Annotated in this window: 17 protein-coding genes; 8 read left to right on the top strand and 9 right to left on the bottom strand. The window is 70.2% G+C overall.

Features of this window, described 5'->3' with window-relative positions:
* Positions 1 to 158 precede the first annotated feature (158 nt).
* Complete coding sequence (gene rimI / locus Q0C12_RS03590) at positions 159 to 647, bottom strand: ribosomal protein S18-alanine N-acetyltransferase (protein WP_290886306.1); 489 nt, start codon at positions 645 to 647, stop codon at positions 159 to 161.
* Between the two features lie 67 nt (positions 648 to 714).
* On the opposite strand from rimI, the gene Q0C12_RS03585 reads away from it, so the two are divergent.
* Positions 715 to 2,214: a RimK family protein gene (locus Q0C12_RS03585; protein WP_290886304.1), complete on the top strand. Its 1,500-nt coding sequence runs from the start codon at positions 715 to 717 to the stop codon at positions 2,212 to 2,214.
* Here Q0C12_RS03585 and Q0C12_RS03580 read toward each other — a convergent pair.
* Positions 2,159 to 2,533 (bottom strand): hypothetical protein, encoded by a 375-nt coding sequence (locus tag Q0C12_RS03580; RefSeq protein WP_290886302.1) that lies wholly within the window; start codon positions 2,531 to 2,533, stop codon positions 2,159 to 2,161. The two genes, Q0C12_RS03585 and Q0C12_RS03580, sit on opposite strands and share 56 nt — an antisense overlap.
* Before the next feature lie 172 nt (positions 2,534 to 2,705).
* Here Q0C12_RS03580 and Q0C12_RS03575 point away from each other — a divergent pair, with 172 nt between their 5' ends.
* Positions 2,706 to 3,272, top strand: coding sequence for a lipocalin family protein (locus Q0C12_RS03575; protein WP_290886300.1), 567 nt, complete (start codon positions 2,706 to 2,708; stop codon positions 3,270 to 3,272).
* Between the two features lie 25 nt (positions 3,273 to 3,297).
* Here the strand turns inward: Q0C12_RS03575 and Q0C12_RS03570 are convergent, their stop codons facing one another.
* Both Q0C12_RS03570 and Q0C12_RS03565 read right to left on the bottom strand, forming a co-directional pair.
* A complete protein-coding gene (locus Q0C12_RS03570; protein ID WP_290886298.1) occupies positions 3,298 to 4,260 on the bottom strand; it encodes a patatin-like phospholipase family protein in 963 nt (320 codons plus the stop codon).
* Positions 4,250 to 5,218: a YafY family protein gene (locus Q0C12_RS03565; protein WP_290886295.1), complete on the bottom strand. Its 969-nt coding sequence runs from the start codon at positions 5,216 to 5,218 to the stop codon at positions 4,250 to 4,252. Before Q0C12_RS03565 ends, Q0C12_RS03570 begins: the two co-directional genes overlap by 11 nt.
* Before the next feature lie 79 nt (positions 5,219 to 5,297).
* On the opposite strand from Q0C12_RS03565, the gene Q0C12_RS03560 reads away from it, so the two are divergent.
* The 5 genes from Q0C12_RS03560 to Q0C12_RS03540 are packed head-to-tail and all read left to right on the top strand — an operon-like array spanning position 5,298 to position 12,334.
* Positions 5,298 to 5,933 carry a hypothetical protein gene (locus tag Q0C12_RS03560; RefSeq protein WP_290886292.1) on the top strand — a complete coding sequence of 212 codons (636 nt, stop codon included), beginning with the start codon at positions 5,298 to 5,300 and terminating at the stop codon, positions 5,931 to 5,933.
* Positions 5,934 to 5,984: 51 nt separating this feature from the next.
* A complete protein-coding gene (locus Q0C12_RS03555) occupies positions 5,985 to 8,864 on the top strand; it encodes a molybdopterin oxidoreductase family protein (RefSeq protein ID WP_290886289.1) in 2,880 nt (959 codons plus the stop codon).
* A 2-nt stretch (positions 8,865 to 8,866) separates the two neighbouring features.
* Positions 8,867 to 10,645: an SLC13 family permease gene (locus Q0C12_RS03550; RefSeq protein ID WP_290886287.1), complete on the top strand. Its 1,779-nt coding sequence runs from the start codon at positions 8,867 to 8,869 to the stop codon at positions 10,643 to 10,645.
* Positions 10,645 to 11,394, top strand: coding sequence for a 4Fe-4S dicluster domain-containing protein (locus Q0C12_RS03545; RefSeq protein WP_290886284.1), 750 nt, complete (start codon positions 10,645 to 10,647; stop codon positions 11,392 to 11,394). The genes Q0C12_RS03550 and Q0C12_RS03545 overlap by 1 nt, the downstream gene beginning before the upstream one ends.
* A 1-nt stretch (position 11,395) precedes the next feature.
* On the top strand, positions 11,396 to 12,334 hold the full coding sequence (locus Q0C12_RS03540; RefSeq protein ID WP_290886281.1) for a DmsC/YnfH family molybdoenzyme membrane anchor subunit: 939 nt from the start codon (positions 11,396 to 11,398) through the stop codon (positions 12,332 to 12,334).
* Positions 12,335 to 12,367: 33 nt separating this feature from the next.
* Here the strand turns inward: Q0C12_RS03540 and hemC are convergent, their stop codons facing one another.
* Genes hemC through Q0C12_RS14865 form a run of 4 tightly spaced genes read right to left on the bottom strand, consistent with a single transcriptional unit; the run spans position 12,368 to position 14,965 of the window.
* The gene (gene hemC, locus Q0C12_RS03535) at positions 12,368 to 13,276 is read right to left on the bottom strand and encodes a hydroxymethylbilane synthase (RefSeq protein WP_290886278.1); all 909 of its coding nucleotides are present in this window, start codon (positions 13,274 to 13,276) and stop codon (positions 12,368 to 12,370) included.
* Between the two features lie 13 nt (positions 13,277 to 13,289).
* On the bottom strand, positions 13,290 to 14,024 hold the full coding sequence (locus tag Q0C12_RS03530) for a LytTR family DNA-binding domain-containing protein (RefSeq protein ID WP_290886275.1): 735 nt from the start codon (positions 14,022 to 14,024) through the stop codon (positions 13,290 to 13,292).
* A gap of 31 nt (positions 14,025 to 14,055) precedes the next feature.
* Positions 14,056 to 14,727, bottom strand: a complete 672-nt coding sequence (locus Q0C12_RS03525; RefSeq protein ID WP_290886273.1) for a dienelactone hydrolase family protein — start codon at positions 14,725 to 14,727, stop codon at positions 14,056 to 14,058.
* A gap of 52 nt (positions 14,728 to 14,779) precedes the next feature.
* On the bottom strand, positions 14,780 to 14,965 hold the full coding sequence (locus tag Q0C12_RS14865) for a hemin uptake protein HemP (RefSeq protein ID WP_343212430.1): 186 nt from the start codon (positions 14,963 to 14,965) through the stop codon (positions 14,780 to 14,782).
* 152 nt (positions 14,966 to 15,117) lie between these two features.
* Here Q0C12_RS14865 and Q0C12_RS03515 point away from each other — a divergent pair, with 152 nt between their 5' ends.
* Positions 15,118 to 16,353, top strand: a complete 1,236-nt coding sequence (locus Q0C12_RS03515) for an acyl-CoA dehydrogenase family protein (RefSeq protein ID WP_290886270.1) — start codon at positions 15,118 to 15,120, stop codon at positions 16,351 to 16,353.
* A 76-nt stretch (positions 16,354 to 16,429) separates the two neighbouring features.
* Here Q0C12_RS03515 and Q0C12_RS03510 read toward each other — a convergent pair.
* Positions 16,430 to 17,280, bottom strand: an 851-nt coding sequence (locus Q0C12_RS03510) for an energy transducer TonB (protein WP_290886267.1), incomplete at its 5' end; no start/stop codon positions are given.

The following is a 17,280-nucleotide window of genomic DNA, read 5'->3' as shown; positions in this document are numbered from 1 at the left end:
GCAGCGAGAGGGAGAGCGCGCCGGCGGTGAGCCAGGCGAGGGTGGTCAGGCGCATTGGGTGGTTCCCCGGAAGTGAGGCAAGCCCCGGACGCTACCACGCCCCCTCGTGAACCCGCCGTAGGCCCAAAGTCACGGTCCCCACCCCAAATGAACCCGGTTCATTTGCTGCTTCTGGCAAATGAACCGGGTTCATTTGGGGTGGTGCGCTTGATGTAGCGCCAGCCTGGGGCGCCGTCTTCGTAGTAGGCCGGGAGAGCGGCCAGGCGGCGGTAGCCGGCGGACTGGTAGAGCGCGTTGGCGGCGGGGTTGTCCTGGCGGACTTCCAGTGTCATGGCGGTGCGGCCGGCGCGGGCGGCGTCTTTTTCAGCGGCGGCCAGCAGGCGCCGGCCAAGGCCCTGGCCGCGGGCGGCCGGGTCCACCGCGATCGAGTAGAGCCGGGCGCGGTCGCTGTCGCGGCGCAGCAGGACCAGCGCGTAGCCGAGCAGCCGCCCGCCCGCCTCGGCCACCCGCCAGCGGGCCCGCGGGCTGGCCAGGTGGTGGCGGAACTGCCGCGCCGACATCCGGTCGCCCGGGAAGGTCTGCTCCAGCGCCAGCAGCGCCGGCAGGTCGGCGGCGCGGGCGGTGCGGAGGCGGAGGGGCGGCGGCATCGGGCCAGTCTATCCAAGGTTCGCGGGAAGGCTCACACTCGCGCCACCCCCGCGCCGCGCTACCGCCATGAGCCGCCTTGTCATCGTCGTCGAAAAGCCCTCCGACTGGGGCTCGTATTACCCTTCCGACAACGTGGTGGCCGCCGCCGACTACCTGCGCGGCGATGTCGGCGCCGAGGGCGAACGCACCCAGGTGATCAACCTGTGCCGCAGCTACAAGTACATGGGCACCGGCTACTACGTCTCCCTGCTGGCCGAGGCGCGCGGGCACAAGGTGATTCCCAGTGTGCGCACCATCAACGACCTGCGCCGCCGCTCGCTTTATGGCATCGACATCGAGGACCTGAACACGCAGCTGGGCAAGTTCCTGCCCGAAGGTTCGCGCGACGCCAGCGACTTCGGGCTGCTGGTCTACTTCGGCCGCACCAACTACGCGCCGCTGGAGGACCTGGCCCAGCAGGTGTTCGAGACCTTCCCCTGCCCCGTGCTGAGGATCGAGTTCGAGCGCCAGCGCGTGTGGCAGATCGCGGCGATCAAGCCGGCCGGCCTGCACACGCTGTCGGACGACCAGGAGGACGCCTTCGCCAACGCGCTCGACGCCTTCAGCCGCAAGCTGTGGCGCAAGCCGCGGGCGCGGCGCAAGTACCGCTACGACCTCGCGATGCTGCAGGACCCGAACGAGGTGATGCCGCCGTCGAACAAGAAGGCGCTCAAGCAGTTCATCGAGGCGGGCAAGGAGCTGGACATCGAGGTGGACCCGATCGGAAAGCGCGACTTCGCGCGGCTGGCGGAGTACGACGCGCTGTTCATCCGCGAAACCACCGCCATCGACAACCACACCTACCGCTTCGCGCACCGCGCCGACCGCGAGGACATGGTGGTGATGGACGACCCGGTGTCGATCCTTCGCTGCACCAACAAGATCTATCTCAACGACCGGCTGCGCAGCCGCAAGCTGCCGACGCCGCGCACCGAGATCGTGTTCCGCGACGATGCGAAGAAACTGGCCGCCCTCCCCGACCTGCTGGGGCTGCCGATCGTGCTGAAGATCCCGGATGGGTCGTTCTCCCGCGGCATCCACAAGGTCGAGACGGTCGAGCAGCTGCGCGCCGCCGCCGACCAGCTGTTCCAGCAGACGGCGCTGCTGCTGGCGCAGGAATACCTGTACACCGAGTTCGACTGGCGCGTCGGCGTGCTGGACGGCGAGCCGCTGTACGCCTGCCAGTACTTCATGTCGCGCGGGCACTGGCAGATCTACGACCACGCACCCAAGGCGGGCGCGGCCAAGGGCACGGTGCGGTCCGGCGGCTTCAAGACGCTGCCGATCCGCGAGGCGCCGTCGGAAGTGGTGCGCCTGGCCACGCGCGCCAGCAATGCCATCGGCAACGGGCTGTACGGCGTGGACCTGAAGGTGGTGAAGGACCGCACCGTCATCATCGAGGTCAACGACAACCCGAGCATCGATGCCGGCGTGGAAGACGCCTACCTGGGCGAGGACCTTTACCGCCGCATCATGTCGGAGTTCCTGCGGCGGCTGGAGCGGAAGCGGCTCGGCGTCCGCGACTGAGCCGATAGCGCGGCGCCGGGTTCCTGGCCTGGCCCCGCGTCCGCGAATGAACCTGGTTCATTGGCTGGGGGCGGCGGCGTGGCGTGGCGCGGACGAGGCGCGCACGCCACGCCGTCGCCAGGACCTGGCGATACAGCGTGAGCAGGGCGGTGACGGGGGCCGCGAGCAGCCAGAAGGCCAGCGCGCCCGGGACCTGGCCGCGGAACATCGCCAGCCCGGCGATGGCGAACAGGCCCAGCGCCAGCCACTGCCAGAGCAGGCGGGCGAGCACCGGGTCGACGGGTTCGGGGCGGGCGGCGAGGGCTTGGAGGCGGGGCATGCGGGCGATCTCCGGTGGGCGTGGGGAGAGCGTGCCGGGGCGGTGTCTCACGGGTCGAGATTGGTCCCGGTGGGATGTTCGGGACTGAAGTCCCTCCTACAGGGGCTCGCTTTGACGCCAGCTTCAGGAAGGGGGGCGCAGCCTCGGGGCACATCCCAAACGGAGGCACGCCATGCGCCGCGCCGCGCTGTTACTGCTCCTGCCCGGCCTGCTGCTGCTCGCCGCCTGCGCCAGCACCGGAGGAACCGCCATGCCGCCCCTGACCACCAACGCCGTCGTCGACCTGGACCGCTACATGGGCCGCTGGTGGGTGATCGCGAACATTCCCTACTTCGCCGAGAACGGGAAGCTGGCCACCGCCGACATCTACGACCTGCGCCCGGACGGCCGCATCGGCAACGTCTATGCCTACCGCAAGGCCTTCGACAAGCCCGAGAAGACGATGAACGGCGTCGCCACGGTGGTGCCGGGCACCAACAACGCGCAGTGGAAGATCGCGTTCTTCGGCGGGCTGGTGAAGGCGGATTACCTCATCCTCGAAGTCGCCCCGGACTATTCCTGGGCCCTGATCGGGCACCCCAAGCGCAACCTGGCCTGGATCTTCGCCCGCGAGCAGGCGATGGACGACGCGCAGTACCAGCAACTTCGCGCGAAGTTCGCCGCCTACGGCTACGACCCAGCGAAGCTGCAGCGCGTGCCGCAGTTCCCGTCACAACTCGGCCAACCCGGCTTCCAGTGAATCAAATGAACCTGGTTCATTTGATTCACAGGCGGGCGGCGTCGAGGGCTTTTTCGGCGGCTTCGCGGCCTTTTTCGACGAGTTCGGCGGCGCGCCAGAACTCGTAGAAGGTGGCGGTTTCGCGGGAGATCTGGATCAGCAGGTCGGGCGGGTCCTGGGCCAGCTGCACGCGCGACATGTGCGCCTGCATGGTGTCGAGCGAGCGGGACATCAGGTCCATCACGCCGCGGCTCTTCTCGGGCTTGGCGTTGCCATTGCCGGACTTCGCCAGTCCTTCCCAGATCGCGGCCATGCGTTCGCGCAACGTGGCGGGGCCGTCGTCATCGGGCGACCCGGCGCCGTCGTCGCTGCCGTGGCCGGCCGCCATTTCCTCGTGCCTTGGCTCCAGGCCCGGGTTGGCCCAGCTCACCGGGCCGTTCACGTCCACCGCGATCACGCGGTCGGCGCGCATCGCACGGGTGGCGGCGATGGGAACCGGCGAAAGCAGGCCGCCGTCCACCAGCTCGCGGCCGTCGAACACGTGCGGCGTGAACACCATCGGGATGGCGATCGACGCGCGGATCGCGTCGAACAGCTTGCCGCGCGTGAGCCACACCTCGCGCTGCCGCACCAGGTCGGTGGCAACGGCGACGTAGGGAATCGTCAGCTCTTCGATCAGGTGCTCGCCGACCAGCTCGCGCAGCGCACCGATCACGCGCTCGCCGCGGATCAGGCCAGGGTAGCCGAAGGCGAAGTCGAGCAGCCGCAGCACGTCGCCGCGCTCCAGCCCGCGCGCCCACTCACTGTATTCATTGAGCCGCCCCGCGGCATAAATGCCGCCCACCAGCGAACCCATCGACGAGCCCGCGATGCCGGCGATGCGGTAGCCGCGCGCCTCCAGTGCCTGGATCACGCCGACGTGGGCGATGCCGCGGGCACCGCCGGCGCCCAGCACCAGCGCGACGTTCTTGCCAGGTGCCGCCGGCTGTGCGGATGCCTCAACGCTCATAGGACGACAGCGCCAGCTGCAGCAGCGTGCGCGCCTGCTGGCGCAATGCCTCCGGCGCCACCACCTCGGCGTCGGCGCCATAGCGCAGCACGTCCATCAGCAGCTCCTTGGCGTGGCTGTAGGGCAGCTTCAGCTCGTAGCGGCCGTCGGGCAGGAAGCGGCCCTCCTGCTTCGAATGCCAGTGCTCGTCGGCCACCCAGCGCGCCGCCTTGGCCGAGAACACGATCGTGGCGATGCCCTTGGGCGTGCCCGAGAAGATGCCGTAGCTCGAGGCCAGGTGCTGGTTCAGGTCGGCGTCGGGCAGGTCGCGCGCGGCGCCATCGAGCAGCTTGGCGTGCTGGATGCGATCGACCGAAAAGCTGCGCAGCCCCTCGCGGTCGTGGTCCCAGGCGTCCAGGTACCAGTTGTCCTTGTAGTGCGTGAGCCGCTGCGGCGACACCGTGCGATGCGTGCGCTCGTTGGTCGAGCGCGCCAGGTAGTCGAAGGCCAGCTGCCGGCGCTCCAGCACCGCGCTGGCCACCAGCCGAAAGGCGAGCTCGTCGCGGCGCCGCACGCCGCTGGCGATCACGCGCACGCGCTCGACCGGCCAGCGCTTGCCGCCGGCCTGCTGCGCCAGCAGCGATTCGATGCGGCCCTTGAGCGGCGCCAGCGCGCTCGAGAGCACGCCCTGGCCGGTGCGGTCGAGCAGCTGGTGCGCCGCCAGCAGCGCGTGCAGCTCGTCGGAGTTCAGCCACAGGCCCGGCAGCTCGAAGCGCTCGGCTTCCTTCTGGTCGTAGCGGATGCTGCCCTCGCCTTCGCTCTCGATCGGCGCGCCCAGCGCGTCGCGCAGGAAGGCGATGTCCCGGTACAGCGTGGCGCGCGAACAGGCCAGCTCCTCCATCAGCCCCTTGATCGGCACCGGGTAGCGGGCGGTCTTGAGGCTGCGGTGCAGGGCCAGGATGCGCTCGTAGCGGTCCATCGGTTCATTCCAGTTCGTTCGCGGGTGTGCCTAGAATGGCATCGGCGCATCCTGCCTCCAAGCGAAGGACAGTCCCCCCATGCCCCGCCGCCTCCTGGTGTCGCTTGCCCTGCTGCCCCTGCTGCTCGCCCTGGCCCCCGCCGCCGCCCGCGCCGACGACGCCCGGGACGAACTTTTCAAGGCCTGGCAGGCCTTCCTTGCCGTGAAAAGCTTCCGCGCCGAAATCACCCTGCTTGAACCGAGCCGCTCGATCACCCGGCTCGAGTTCCAGGCACCCGACCGCTACCGCGTCAGCATCCCGAACGGCCCGACCACGGTCGTGATCGGCGACTCTGGCTACATGCAGATCGGCGGCCGCACCATGAAGCTGCCGATGGCGATGGACAGCCTGACCTCGCAGTACCGCGACGAAGCCTTCCTGCGCAAACTGCAGGACGGCTTGCTGGTCGAGGACCTGGGCGAGGACAGCCTGGACGGCGAGCCGGTGCGCAAGTTCCGCTACCTGCAGGCCGTGGCCCCGCCTTCGGCCATGCCGGGCGCGCCCGCCGCGGCCGCGGGCGGCGACGAAGCCACCACCGTGGCCTGGGTGTCCGCCAAGACCCGGCTGATCCTCGGGCTCGACGTCAGCAGCCAGCAGGGCGGCCAGCCGACACGTTCGGAAATCCGCTATTCCGACTACAACAGCAGCGCGATCCGGATCCTGCCGCCGGAGTGACGGCGCGCCGCGGCCCTCGCCGCGGACGGCCGCGACCGGCACAATGACGCCATGTCGGATCCCGTGCTCGAACTGCAAAAGCCCGTCGGCGACGCGGTCAAACAGACCACGTGCTACATGTGCGCCTGCCGCTGCGGCATCAACGTGCACCTGCGCGAGGGCAAGGTCCGCTACATCGAGGGCAACCCCGACCACCCCGTGAACCGCGGCGTGCTCTGCGCCAAGGGCTCGGCCGGGATCATGCAGCACTACTCGCCGGCCCGGCTGGACAAGCCGCTGCTGCGCGTGGGCGAGCGCGGCGAAGGCAAGTTCCGCGAGATCGAATGGGACCAGGCCCTGGCCCTGGCCGCCGGCTGGCTGCGCGAGACCCGCGAGCGCGACCCCGACCGTCTGGCGTTCTTCACCGGCCGCGACCAGTCGCAGGCGCTCACCGGCTGGTGGGCGCAGCAGTACGGCACCATCAACTACGCCGCGCACGGCGGCTTCTGCTCGGTGAACATGGCCGCGGGCGGGCTGTACACGCTGGGCGGCAGCTTCTGGGAGTTCGGCGAGCCGGACTGGGAGCATTCGAAGTACCTGATGCTCTGGGGCGTCGCCGAGGACCACGACTCCAATCCGATCAAGCTGGGCCTGGGCAAGCTCAAGGGCCGCGGTGCCAAGGTGGTGGCGGTGAACCCGGTGCGCACCGGCTACGGCGCGATCGCGGATGAATGGATCGGGATCCGGCCGGGCACGGATGGGCTGTTCGCGTTCGCGCTGGTGCATGAGCTGCTGAAGGCGGACAAGGTCGACCTCGACTACCTGGTGCGGTACACGAATGCGCATTGGCTGGTCGTGCGGAATCCGGGCGGGGCGGATGACGGGCTGTTTGCGCGGGATGCCGAGGGAAAGGCGTTGTGTTGGGACAAGGCGAAGAGCGGCCCTCTCCCCAACCCCTCTCCCCCGAGGGGAGAGGGTTGGGGAGAGGGCCGCCCCACTCCCGCCGAATCCACCGGCATCAGCCCCGCCATCGTCGGCGAGTTCGAGCTGCCCGACGGCCGCCGCGCGGTGCCGGTGTTCCAGCTCGTCGCCGAGCGCTACCTCGACCCGCAGTACGCGCCCGACGCCGTGGCCGAGCGCTGCGGCGTGCCGGCCGCGACCATCCGCCGCATCGCCACCGAGCTGGCCGCGGCCGCCTTCGACGTGCCCTGCGTGATCGACCAGCCGTGGACCGACAGCCACGGCGTGCGCCACGAGCAGATGATCGGCCGCCCGGTCTCCTTCCACGCGATGCGCGGCATCAGCGCCCACAGCAACGGCTTCCACACCTGCCGCGCGCTGCACCTGCTGCAGCTGCTGCTGGGCGCGGTGGATACGCCGGGCAGCTTCCGCTACCAGCCGCCATTCCCGCGGCCGATACCGCCGGCGAACCGGCCGGGCAAGGCGCGCCAGCCCAACGGCGCGCTCGACGCCCCACCGCTGGGCTTCATCCACGGCCCGGAAGACTTGCTGGTGGATGCCGAGGGCCAGCCGCGCCGGCTCGACCACGCCTACTCGTGGCGTTACCCGCTGGCGGTGCACGGCATGCTGCACACCGTGATCCGCAACGCCTGGGCCGCCGACCCGAAGCCGGTGGACGTGCTGTTCCTGTTCATGGCGAACATGAGCTGGAACTCGGCGATGAACACCGCCGAGACCCAGCAGTGGCTGACCGACAAGGACGCCAGCGGCGAGTACCGCATCCCGAAGATCATCTACTCGGATGCCTACTCGAGCGAGATGGTGGCGTACGCCGACCTGGTGCTGCCCGACACCACCTACCTCGAGCGCTTCGACGCGATCTCGCTGCTCGACCGCCCGATCTCCGACGCCGACCACGCGGCCGATGCCATCCGGCACCCGGTGCTCGACGCCGCCACGCAGCGTGATGGCCGCGACGTGCGCGGCTTCCAGTCGGTGCTGCTCGACCTGGGCGCGCGCATCGGCCTGCCGGCCCTGCTAAAGGACGACGGCACGCCACGCTACGCCGACTACGCCGACTACATCGTCAACCACGAGCGCGCGCCCGGCGTCGGCCTGCTGGCCGGCTGGCGCGGCGACGGCACCCAGCACGGCAAGGGGCCGCCGAACCCGCACCAGCTTGAGCGCTACCGCAGCCACGGCGGCTTCTGGGAGGCGCCGGTGCCGGCCGCCGGCCGCTACTTCAAGATGGCCAACCGCGACTACCTGCAGTGGTCGCAGTCGATGGGCTTCATCGCCAAGGCCGAGCCGGTGGTGCTGCAGCTGTATTCGGAAACGCTGCAGAAGTTCCGGCTCGCGGCGCAAGGCCACGGCCCGGTGCAGCCGCCCGAGGCGGAGCGCGCGCGCGTGGCGCGCTACTTCGATCCGCTGCCGACCTGGTACGAACCCTTCGAAGGCGCGCGCCTGGACCTGCAGCACTACCCGCTCAGTGCCGTGACGCAGCGGCCGCCCTTCATGTACCACGCCTGGGGTTCGCAGAACGCCTGGCTGCGGCAAATCACGGCGCGCAATTTCCTTTACCTGCACCCCGACACCGCGGCCCGCCACGGGCTGGCGGACGACGATTGGGTGCACGTGGATTCGCACCACGGCCGCATAACGGTGCAATGCCGCCTGGCCGGCAACGTGCAGCCCGACACGGTGTGGACCTGGAATGCGATCGGCAAGCGGCGTGGCGCCTGGAAGCTGTCGCCTGACGCACCGGAATCGCGCAAGGGCTTCCTGCTCAACCATTTGATCTCCGACCAGCTGCCGGGCGGCGACTACGCCAACGCCGACCCGGTGACCGGCCAGGCCGCCTGGTTCGACCTGCGCGTGCGGCTGCACAAGGCCGGTGCGCATGAGGCCAGCCTGCCCCAGTTCCCGGCGCTCGGCGCCGGCCCCGACGACAACCAGCCGCTACGCTACGGCGCCGGCTTCAGGAAGCCCTGAACATGGAAATGGATGCCCTGCTGACGCTGGTGGTGCTGGTGGGCGCGGTGGCGCTCTTCGTCACCGAGAAGCTGCCCGTGGACGTGGTGGCAATGCTGGTGCTGGCCAGCCTGCTGGTGCTGGGCCTGGTGACGCCGGCCGAGGCGCTGTCGGGCTTCAGCAGCGAGGCGACGATCACGGTGGCGGCCATGTTCGTGCTCAGCGCGGGGCTCGCGCACACCGGTGCGCTGCTGTCGATCGGCCGCCTGTTCGGACGGGTGAAGCGGCCGTGGCTGTTCATGCTGCTGATCATGTTCGTGGTCGGGCCGATCTCGGCCTTCGTCAACAACACGGCGGCGGTGGCGGTGTTCCTGCCGCTGGTGCTGGCGGCGACCGCGGCCAACCGCAGCTCGCCCTCGCAGGTGCTGATCCCGCTGTCGTACGCCGCGCAGATGGGCGGCGTGTGTACGCTGATCGGCACCTCGACCAACCTGCTGGTGAACTCGCTGGCCAAGGACCTGGGCCATCCCGGCTTCGGCCTGTTCGACTTCGCGCCGCTGGGCCTGGTGACGATGGCCGCGGGCTTCGTGTACCTGATGGTGTTCCGGCGCTGGCTGCTGCCGCACCACCCGCCCTCGGGCATCACCGAGACCTATGAGCTGGGCAAGTACATCACCGAGCTGCGGGTGATGCCGGACTCGCCGCTGATCGGCAAGTCGGTGGCCACCTCGCAGCTGGCCGAGAAGCATTCGGTGTACGTGCTCGAGCTGCTGCGCGGCGAGGACAAGCACTGGGCCCCGCGCGCCGAGCTGCTGCGCGAGGGCGACGTGCTGCTGGTGCGCGGCGACTGGGAGAAGCTCAAGCTGCTCAAGGACAGCGCCAAGCTCGAGCTCGAGCCGGAGTTCAAGCTGCAGGACAGCCAGTTCACGGGCGAAGACGGCGATGCGGCCCAGGTGCTGGTCGAAGCCATGGTCGCGCCGGGCGCACGGTTGATCGGGCTGAGCCTGCGCGAGCTCGACTTCCAGTGGAACTACAACGCCACCGTGCTGGCCGTGCATCGCCGCGGCGAAGTGCTGCGCGAGAAGATCAAGGACGTCAGCCTGAACGTCGGCGACGTGCTGCTGCTGCTCTGCCCGCGCGCCGAGCTGGCCGCCATCCGCGCCAACCAGAACCTGGTGGTGCTCAACGAACGCGGCGAAGCCAACCCGCCGCGCAGCAAGGCGCTGCTGGCGATCGGCATCATGGCCGCCGCGATCGGCGCCGCAGCCCTGGGCTGGCTGCCGATCGTGGCCTCGTCCATCCTGGGCGGCATCGCGCTGGTGGCAACGCGCTGCATCGGCAACGACCAGGCCTACCAGGCCGTGGACTGGCGCGTGATCGTGCTGCTGGCCGGCGTGCTGCCGCTGGGCATCGCCATGCAAAAGTCGGGCCTGGCCCAGGGCGTGGCCGATTTCTCGGTGAACTGGGTCGGCGGCTTCGGGCCGCTGGCCGTGCTGGCGGCGGTGTACCTGATCACCGCCCTGATGACCGAACTGATGAGCAACAACGCCGCGGCCGTGCTGATCACGCCGATCGCGTACTCGACGGCGCTGTCCATGGACGTGAGCCCGACGCCCTTCCTGGTGGCGGTGCTGTTCGCCGCCTCCACCAGCTTCGCCACGCCGGTGGGCTACCAGACCAACACCATGGTCTACAACGCGGGCAACTACCGCTTCGTGGACTTCATGAAGATGGGCATCCCGCTGAACCTGCTGTTCTGGGGCATGGCGGTCTATTTCATCCCGAGGTTCTTCCCGTTCTGATGACCACGCTCGCCCCTCCCGGAAAGAAGAAGCTCGGCCTGGTCATCGACCTCGATACCTGCGTCGGTTGCCATGCCTGCGCGGTGTCGTGCAAGGAATGGAACGCCGGCGGCATCGCCGGGCCGCTCACCGACGAGCAGCCCTACGGCAAGGACCCCTTCGGCGTCTGGTTCAACCGCGTGCATTCCTACGAAGTGGAAGCGACGGCCGCGCAGCCCGCGACCACCCTGCACTTCCCGCGCAGCTGTCTGCACTGCGAGACCCCGGCCTGCGTCACGGTCTGCCCCACCGGTGCCAGCTACAAGCGCGCCGAAGACGGCATCGTGCTGGTGGACGAGGACAAGTGCATCGGCTGCAAGCTATGCAGCTGGGCCTGCCCCTATGGCGCGCGCGAGTACAGCGCGGTCGAGGGCGTGATGAAGAAATGCACCCTGTGCGTGGACCGCATCTACAACGAGACCATCCCGGAGGCCTCCCGCCAGCCGGCCTGCGTGCAGGCCTGCCCGACCAAGGCGCGCCACTTCGGCGACCTCGGCGATCCCGAGTCCGCGGTGTCGAAGCTGGTGGTCGAACGCGGCGGCGTGGCGCTGATGCCCGAGCTGGGCTACGCGCCGGTGAATCGCTACCTGCCGCAGCGCGAGCGCCGCGCTGGCCCGCCGGGCGAGGCGAAGGCCGCGCCGGAGGAAACGCTCGACACCTCAAAGCTCAACCCCTTGCTGCGCTGGCTCGACCGCGCGCTGAGTCGCTGACATGCATCCGGCCTTCTCCGTCATCTTCTTCACCACGCTGTCGGGCGCGGGCTATGGCCTGTGGTTCTGGTCCGCGCTGTCGCTGTGGTGGTCGCCGGGCGGGCATGGCGCGCTGGCCGGGCATGGCTTCGCGATGCTGCTTGGATTCGTGCTGGTAACGGCGGGCCTGCTCAGCTCGACCCTGCACCTGGGCAAGCCGCTGCGCGCGTGGCGGGCCTTCAGCCAGTGGCGCAGCAGCTGGCTGTCGCGCGAGGGCGTGCTGGCGCTGGCTTGCTACCTGCCGTTCGTAGCGCTGCTGGTCGGCGCGCTGACCCGCTCGCATGCGCTCAAGGCGATGGGGCCGATGCTGCTGGCCCTGCTCGCCCTGCTGTCACTGGCCACGGTGGCCTGCACGGCGATGATCTACGCGTCGCTGCGGCCGATCCCGGCCTGGTCCAACCGCCGGGTCGTCCCGGTGTACCTGCTGTTCGCGCTGCATACCGGCGGCATCCTGCTGGCCCTGCTGCTGGCGGCGTTCGGCGAGCTCTGGAACATCGGCGGGATGGCCATCATCGTGTCGTCGCTGCTGCTGGCCTGGCTCAAGCGCGGCTACTGGCGCGCGATCGATCGCGACCCGCTGCCGGCCACGCGCGCCTCGGCGCTGGGCCTGCCGGCCGATCGCGTGGCGACCGTGTTCGAGCGTCCGCATACCGAAGCCAACTACCTCACCACCGAGATGGGCCACGTGCTGGCGCGCAAGCACGCGAGGCGGCTGCGGATGATCGCGCTGGTGCTGTTTGCCGTCGTGCCGGCGCTGTGCGCACTGCCGGTGTATCTGCTGCCGCACGTGGCGGCGGCCTGGCCGATGGGCATCGCGGCGGTGTCGGTGATGCTGGGCGCGGCGGTCGAACGCTGGCTGTTCTTCGCCGAGGCGAAGCACGTGGTGATGCTGTACTACTGAATCCCGTCGCTCACCTTGTCCCTGCCTCAGCCATTACGGCAGCAGGGCGTCGGCGCCGCGGGCGACGAGCATGTCGGCGACCTGGGTGCCCAGCTTCTCCGGCTCCGACATCGGGCCGCTGGCGTAGCCGCGGACGGTCTGGCCGGTCTTGGCGTCACCCACCAGGCCTTCGAGCGACATGCGGTCCTTGTTGAGCGTGGCGAAGGCGGCGATGGGCACGTGGCAGCTGCCGCCCAGGGCGCGGGTCATCGCGCGCTCGGCGCTGACGCAGGCGCGGGTTTCAGCGTGGTCGAGCACGGCGACGAGGTCGCGAATGGCGGCGTCGCCCGCGCGGCACTCGACCACCACCGCGCCCTGCGCCGCGGCCGGGATGAAGCGCGGGGCGGACAGCCGCTCGCGGATCCGATCGCCCATGCCCAGGCGTTCCAGCCCGGCACAGGCCAGCACGATGGCGTCGTAGTCACCGGCGTCGAGCTTGGCCAGGCGGGTGTTGACGTTGCCGCGCAGGTCCACCAGCACCAGGTCGGGGCGGTGCGCCTTGAGCAGGGCCTGGCGGCGCAGCGAGGACGTGCCCACCTTCGCGCCGTAGGGCAGCTCCTCGAAGGCTTCGTATTTCACCGACACGAAGGCATCGAAGGGATTCGCGCGCTCGAGGATGGCCGGCAGCTCGAACGGGCCGTCGAGCTCCATGGGCACGTCCTTGAGCGAGTGCACGGCGGCATCGGCGCGGCCCTCCAGTATCGCGACCTCGAGCTCCTTCAGGAACAGGCCCTTGCCGCCGATCTCGACCAGCGGCTGGTCGATGGCCTGGTCGCCGCGCGTGGTCATCGGCACCAGCTCGACCTCGAGCCCGGGATGGGCAGCACGCAGGCGCTCGGCGACGTGGTTGGTTTGCCACAGCGCCAGCGCGCTTTCGCGGGTGGCCAGGCGGATGGTCGGCATCGGGTCTCTCCCCTCACAGATGCTTGAGCCGCTCGCGCAGCAGCGGCAGGCAGCGCCGGCTGACTTCGAGCGGGGTCGTTGAATTGCGCAGGATGGCGTGCACCTGGCCGTCGGGCGACCGGCGCAGCTCGGCGAATTCGTCGTTGGCCACCAGGCAGTTGCGGTGGATGCGCAGGAAGCGGTCGGCGAACTCGACCTCGAGCGACTTGAGCGATTCCTCGATCAGGTCCTCGCCGCGGGCGTGGTGCACGACCACGTATTTTTCCTCGGCCTGCAGGTAGTGGATGTCCTCGACCGGGATCAGGCGCAGGCTGCCGCGAAGGCGTGCGCTGAGGTGGCTGCGGCGGCGCTCGGCGTCGGCCGGCAGCCGGGGCGCGGGCTCGCGCGCGGCCAGCTGGCGACGGGCGCGCTCCAGCGCTTCGGCCAGGCGTTCGCCGCGCACCGGCTTGACCAGGTAATCCACCGCGGCGGCTTCGAAGGCCGCCAGCGCGTGCTGGTCGAAGGCGGTGCAGAAGATGACGGCGGGCGGGGCGGCCAGGCCGGCAAGGTGGTGGGCGGCCTCCAGCCCGTCCATCACCGGCATGGCGATATCCATCAGCACGCACTCGGCGCCGAGGGCCTCGGCCATCTCGACCGCCTCGCGGCCGTTGCCGGCTTCGCCCACCAGGTCGTGGTCGCCGTGCTCGCGCAGCATGGCGGCCAGGCGTTGGCGGGCCAGCGGTTCGTCGTCGACGAGCAGGAGCTTCATGCGGGAAGTATGCCCGAGGCCCGCGCCGCGTTCAGCCCGCGAGGAAGCGCTGGTGCATCCAGTCGCCAAGGTCGCGGATCTCCTCGGCGCAGACGCTGTGCGGCATCGGGTAGGCGTGCCAGTCGATGGCCATGCCCAGCGCCTGCAGCGCCTGGCGGCTGCGCTGGCCCAGGGATTCGGGCACCACCGGGTCGTGCTGGCCGTGGGCCATGAACACCGGCGTGCCCAGCCCGGCCTTCGTCGCCTCGGCGGCGGTGGTGCTGGCCATCGGCAGGTAGGTGGACAGCGCGACCAGGCCGCCCAGCGCCGCCTCGCGCCGCACGCCGGCGGCCAGCGCGATGGCGCCGCCTTGCGAGAAGCCGGCCAACAGGATGCGCTCCGGTGGCACGCCGCGCTCGACTTCACGCGCGACCAGCGCCTCGACCTGGGCGATGGATTCGCGCACGCCCTGCTCGTCGGCGCGCTGGTCGATCTCGAGGTTGCGGATGTCGTACCAGGCCCGCATGCGGGCGCCGTTGTTGATGGTCACCGGCCGCACCGGCGCATGCGGGAACACGAAGCGCAGCGCCGGCCAGCCGGCGCGCAGCAGCTCGGGCACGATCGGCGCGAAGTCATGGCCATCGGCGCCGAGGCCGTGCAGCCAGAGGATGGACCAGCGCGGTTCGGGGCCGGTCTGGTGTTCGACGGTTTCGAGCAGGGTCATGGTGCGCTTCGGGCAGTGGCGGGACGCGCCATTATGCCCAGCGCGCGCGACCTTACTTCACCAGGATGAGTTTGTCGTTGCGCGTGTGGCGCAGGCGGTAGACCTGGCCGGCGTGGCGGATCAGCACTTCGCGGACGCCGCGCAGCAGCTCGCGGCTGTCGAAGGCGAGCGGCAGGTCGGCGGCGACGGATTCGGCGGTGGGCGCTTTGGCCTGGGCGGGCAAGGGCGGCAGGTTCATGGCGGGCTCCGGGACGGGGGTCGGTTTTGATGATAATGGTTCGCATTTGCATGTCAAGCCGGGCGGCCTTGCCAGCCTTCGCCCGCGCGGCCTAGGCTGGCCGCAGTCGCCGCAAGCCCCTGCCGGGCCTGGCGAATCCCCGACTCCGCAGGATGGCCATGGACTTCAACTATTCCCCGCGCGTGCAGGCAATGCTGCGCGACCTGGGCGATTTCTTCGACGCGCACATCTATCCCAACGAAGCCCGCTACCGCGCCGAGGCCGACAGGGCCCGCGCCGCCGGCAATCCCTGGACGCCGAACCCGGTGATCGAGGAGCTCAAGCCGCTGGCGCGCGAGCGCGGGTTCTGGAACCTGTTCCTGCCGCGGTCCGAGCGCGCGCCCGAGGGGCTGTCGAACCTCGAGTACGCGCCGCTGTGCGAGGTGATGGGCCGCGTGCCCTGGGCGCCCGAGGTGTTCAACTGCTCGGCGCCGGACACCGGCAACATGGAAACGCTGGAGCGCTACGGCACCGAGGAGCAGAAGGCGCGCTGGCTCGACCCGCTGCTCGAGGGCCGCATCCGCTCGGCCTTCCTGATGACCGAACCAGAGGTGGCTTCGTCGGACGCCACCAACATCCAGTGCGCCATCCGCCGCGACGGCGACGACTACGTGATCGACGGCCACAAGTGGTGGTCGTCGGGCGCCGGCGATCCGCGCTGTGAGCTTTTCATCGTGATGGGCAAGACCGACCCGGCGGCCGACGTGCATCACCAGCAGTCGATGATCCTGGTGCCGTCGAACTCACCGGGCATCCGCGTGATCCGGCCGCTCACGGTGTTCGGCTATGACGAGGCGCCGCACGGGCACATGGACATCGCGCTGGAAGGCGTGCGGGTGCCGGCGTCGAACCTGTTGCTCGGCGAAGGCCGCGGCTTCGAGATCGCGCAGGGCCGGCTGGGGCCGGGCCGCATCCACCACTGCATGCGGCTGATTGGCCTCGCGGAGCGCGCGCTGGAGCTGATGTGCCAGCGCGTGCGAACGCGCGTGGCCTTCGGGCGGCCGATCGGCGAATACTCGGTGTGGCACGAGCGCATCGCCGAGTCGCGCTGCCTGATCGAACAGGCGCGCCTGCTCACGCTCAAGGCGGCGCAGGCGATGGATACCGTGGGCAACAAGGTCGCGCGGCGCGAGATCGCGATGATCAAGGTCGTCGCACCGAAGGTGGCGCAGCAGGTGGTGGACTGGGCGATCCAGGCCCACGGTGGCGCCGGCGTCAGCGACGATTTCCCGCTGGCGCAGTTCTACGTCGCCGCCCGTTCGCTGCGGCTGGCCGACGGGCCGGACGAAGTGCACAACGCGACCATCGCCAAGCTCGAGCTGAAGGCTTCGGCCCAGCGCGACCGCTGAAGCCCTCGGCTCGGCCTGGCGCCTTGTGATTTGCGCTGCGGCCCTCGGTCAGGCCTTCAGCGACTGACCGCTTTGGTCAAGGCTTGAACTGGAGCTGCCGGCGCGTCGTCACCGCGCGCGGCATCGGCTCGAAGCGCCAGCGCGACACGGCCACGAGTGCCGCTTCGTCGAACACGCCTTCGGGCGTCGCGCTGACCACGCGCGGCGACGACACGCTGCCATCGGGCTCCACCGTGAACTCCAGTGTCACCTGCCCTTCGAGCTTGCGGCGCATCGCGGTCAGCGGATAGCGCGGCGGCGGCGCGCTGATCAGCCGCGGCTCCTGCGCGGCAGGCGCCGCAACCCGTGTGGGAGGGACTTCAGTCCCGATGCCGTTCGCCGACACCCGCGGCTGTGCCGCAGCAGGCGCCGGTGGCGTGGACGCCGCCGACGGAGGCGCAACCGGTGTCGCCGCCACGGGCGCAGCGGCCGTCGGCGCCTGCCGGGCGGCCTGCTCAGCCAACTGCCGCTCGCGCTCGGCGGCCGCGGCCTGCTCCGCGGCCTGCTGCTCACGCAGCTTCGCGGCCTCGGCCTCGGCGATCACCCGGCGCGCGGCGTTGGCTTCGGCCGCCGCGATGCTCTCACGCAGGCGCGACAGTGCGGGCGCGCTGTCATCGGCGCGCTCGATCAGGCCCAGCAGCCGCCGCGCCTCGGCGAAGTCCTCGCGGCCCACGGCCTGCTCGCTGCCGATCACGGCATAAGGCAACAGCTCCATGAGCGCCGTGGCAACGGCGCTGTCGTTCGGGCGCAGGTCGCGCAGCGCCAAGTAGTACTCGATGGCGTTGTCGCCGGCCGGCGCGTAGACGCGCTGGGCCGAGGTGGCCTCGCGCACGGCCTCGCGGAGGCCGGCTTCGTCGGTCGGGGCCGGCGTGGCAGCGGCCGGCGCGG

Source organism: Arenimonas sp., from assembly GCF_022842045.1.
Lineage (GTDB): Bacteria > Pseudomonadota > Gammaproteobacteria > Xanthomonadales > Xanthomonadaceae > Arenimonas.
The sequence above is the reverse complement of the archived record's forward strand: the minus strand, read 5'-3'. Positions and strand labels throughout refer to the sequence as shown.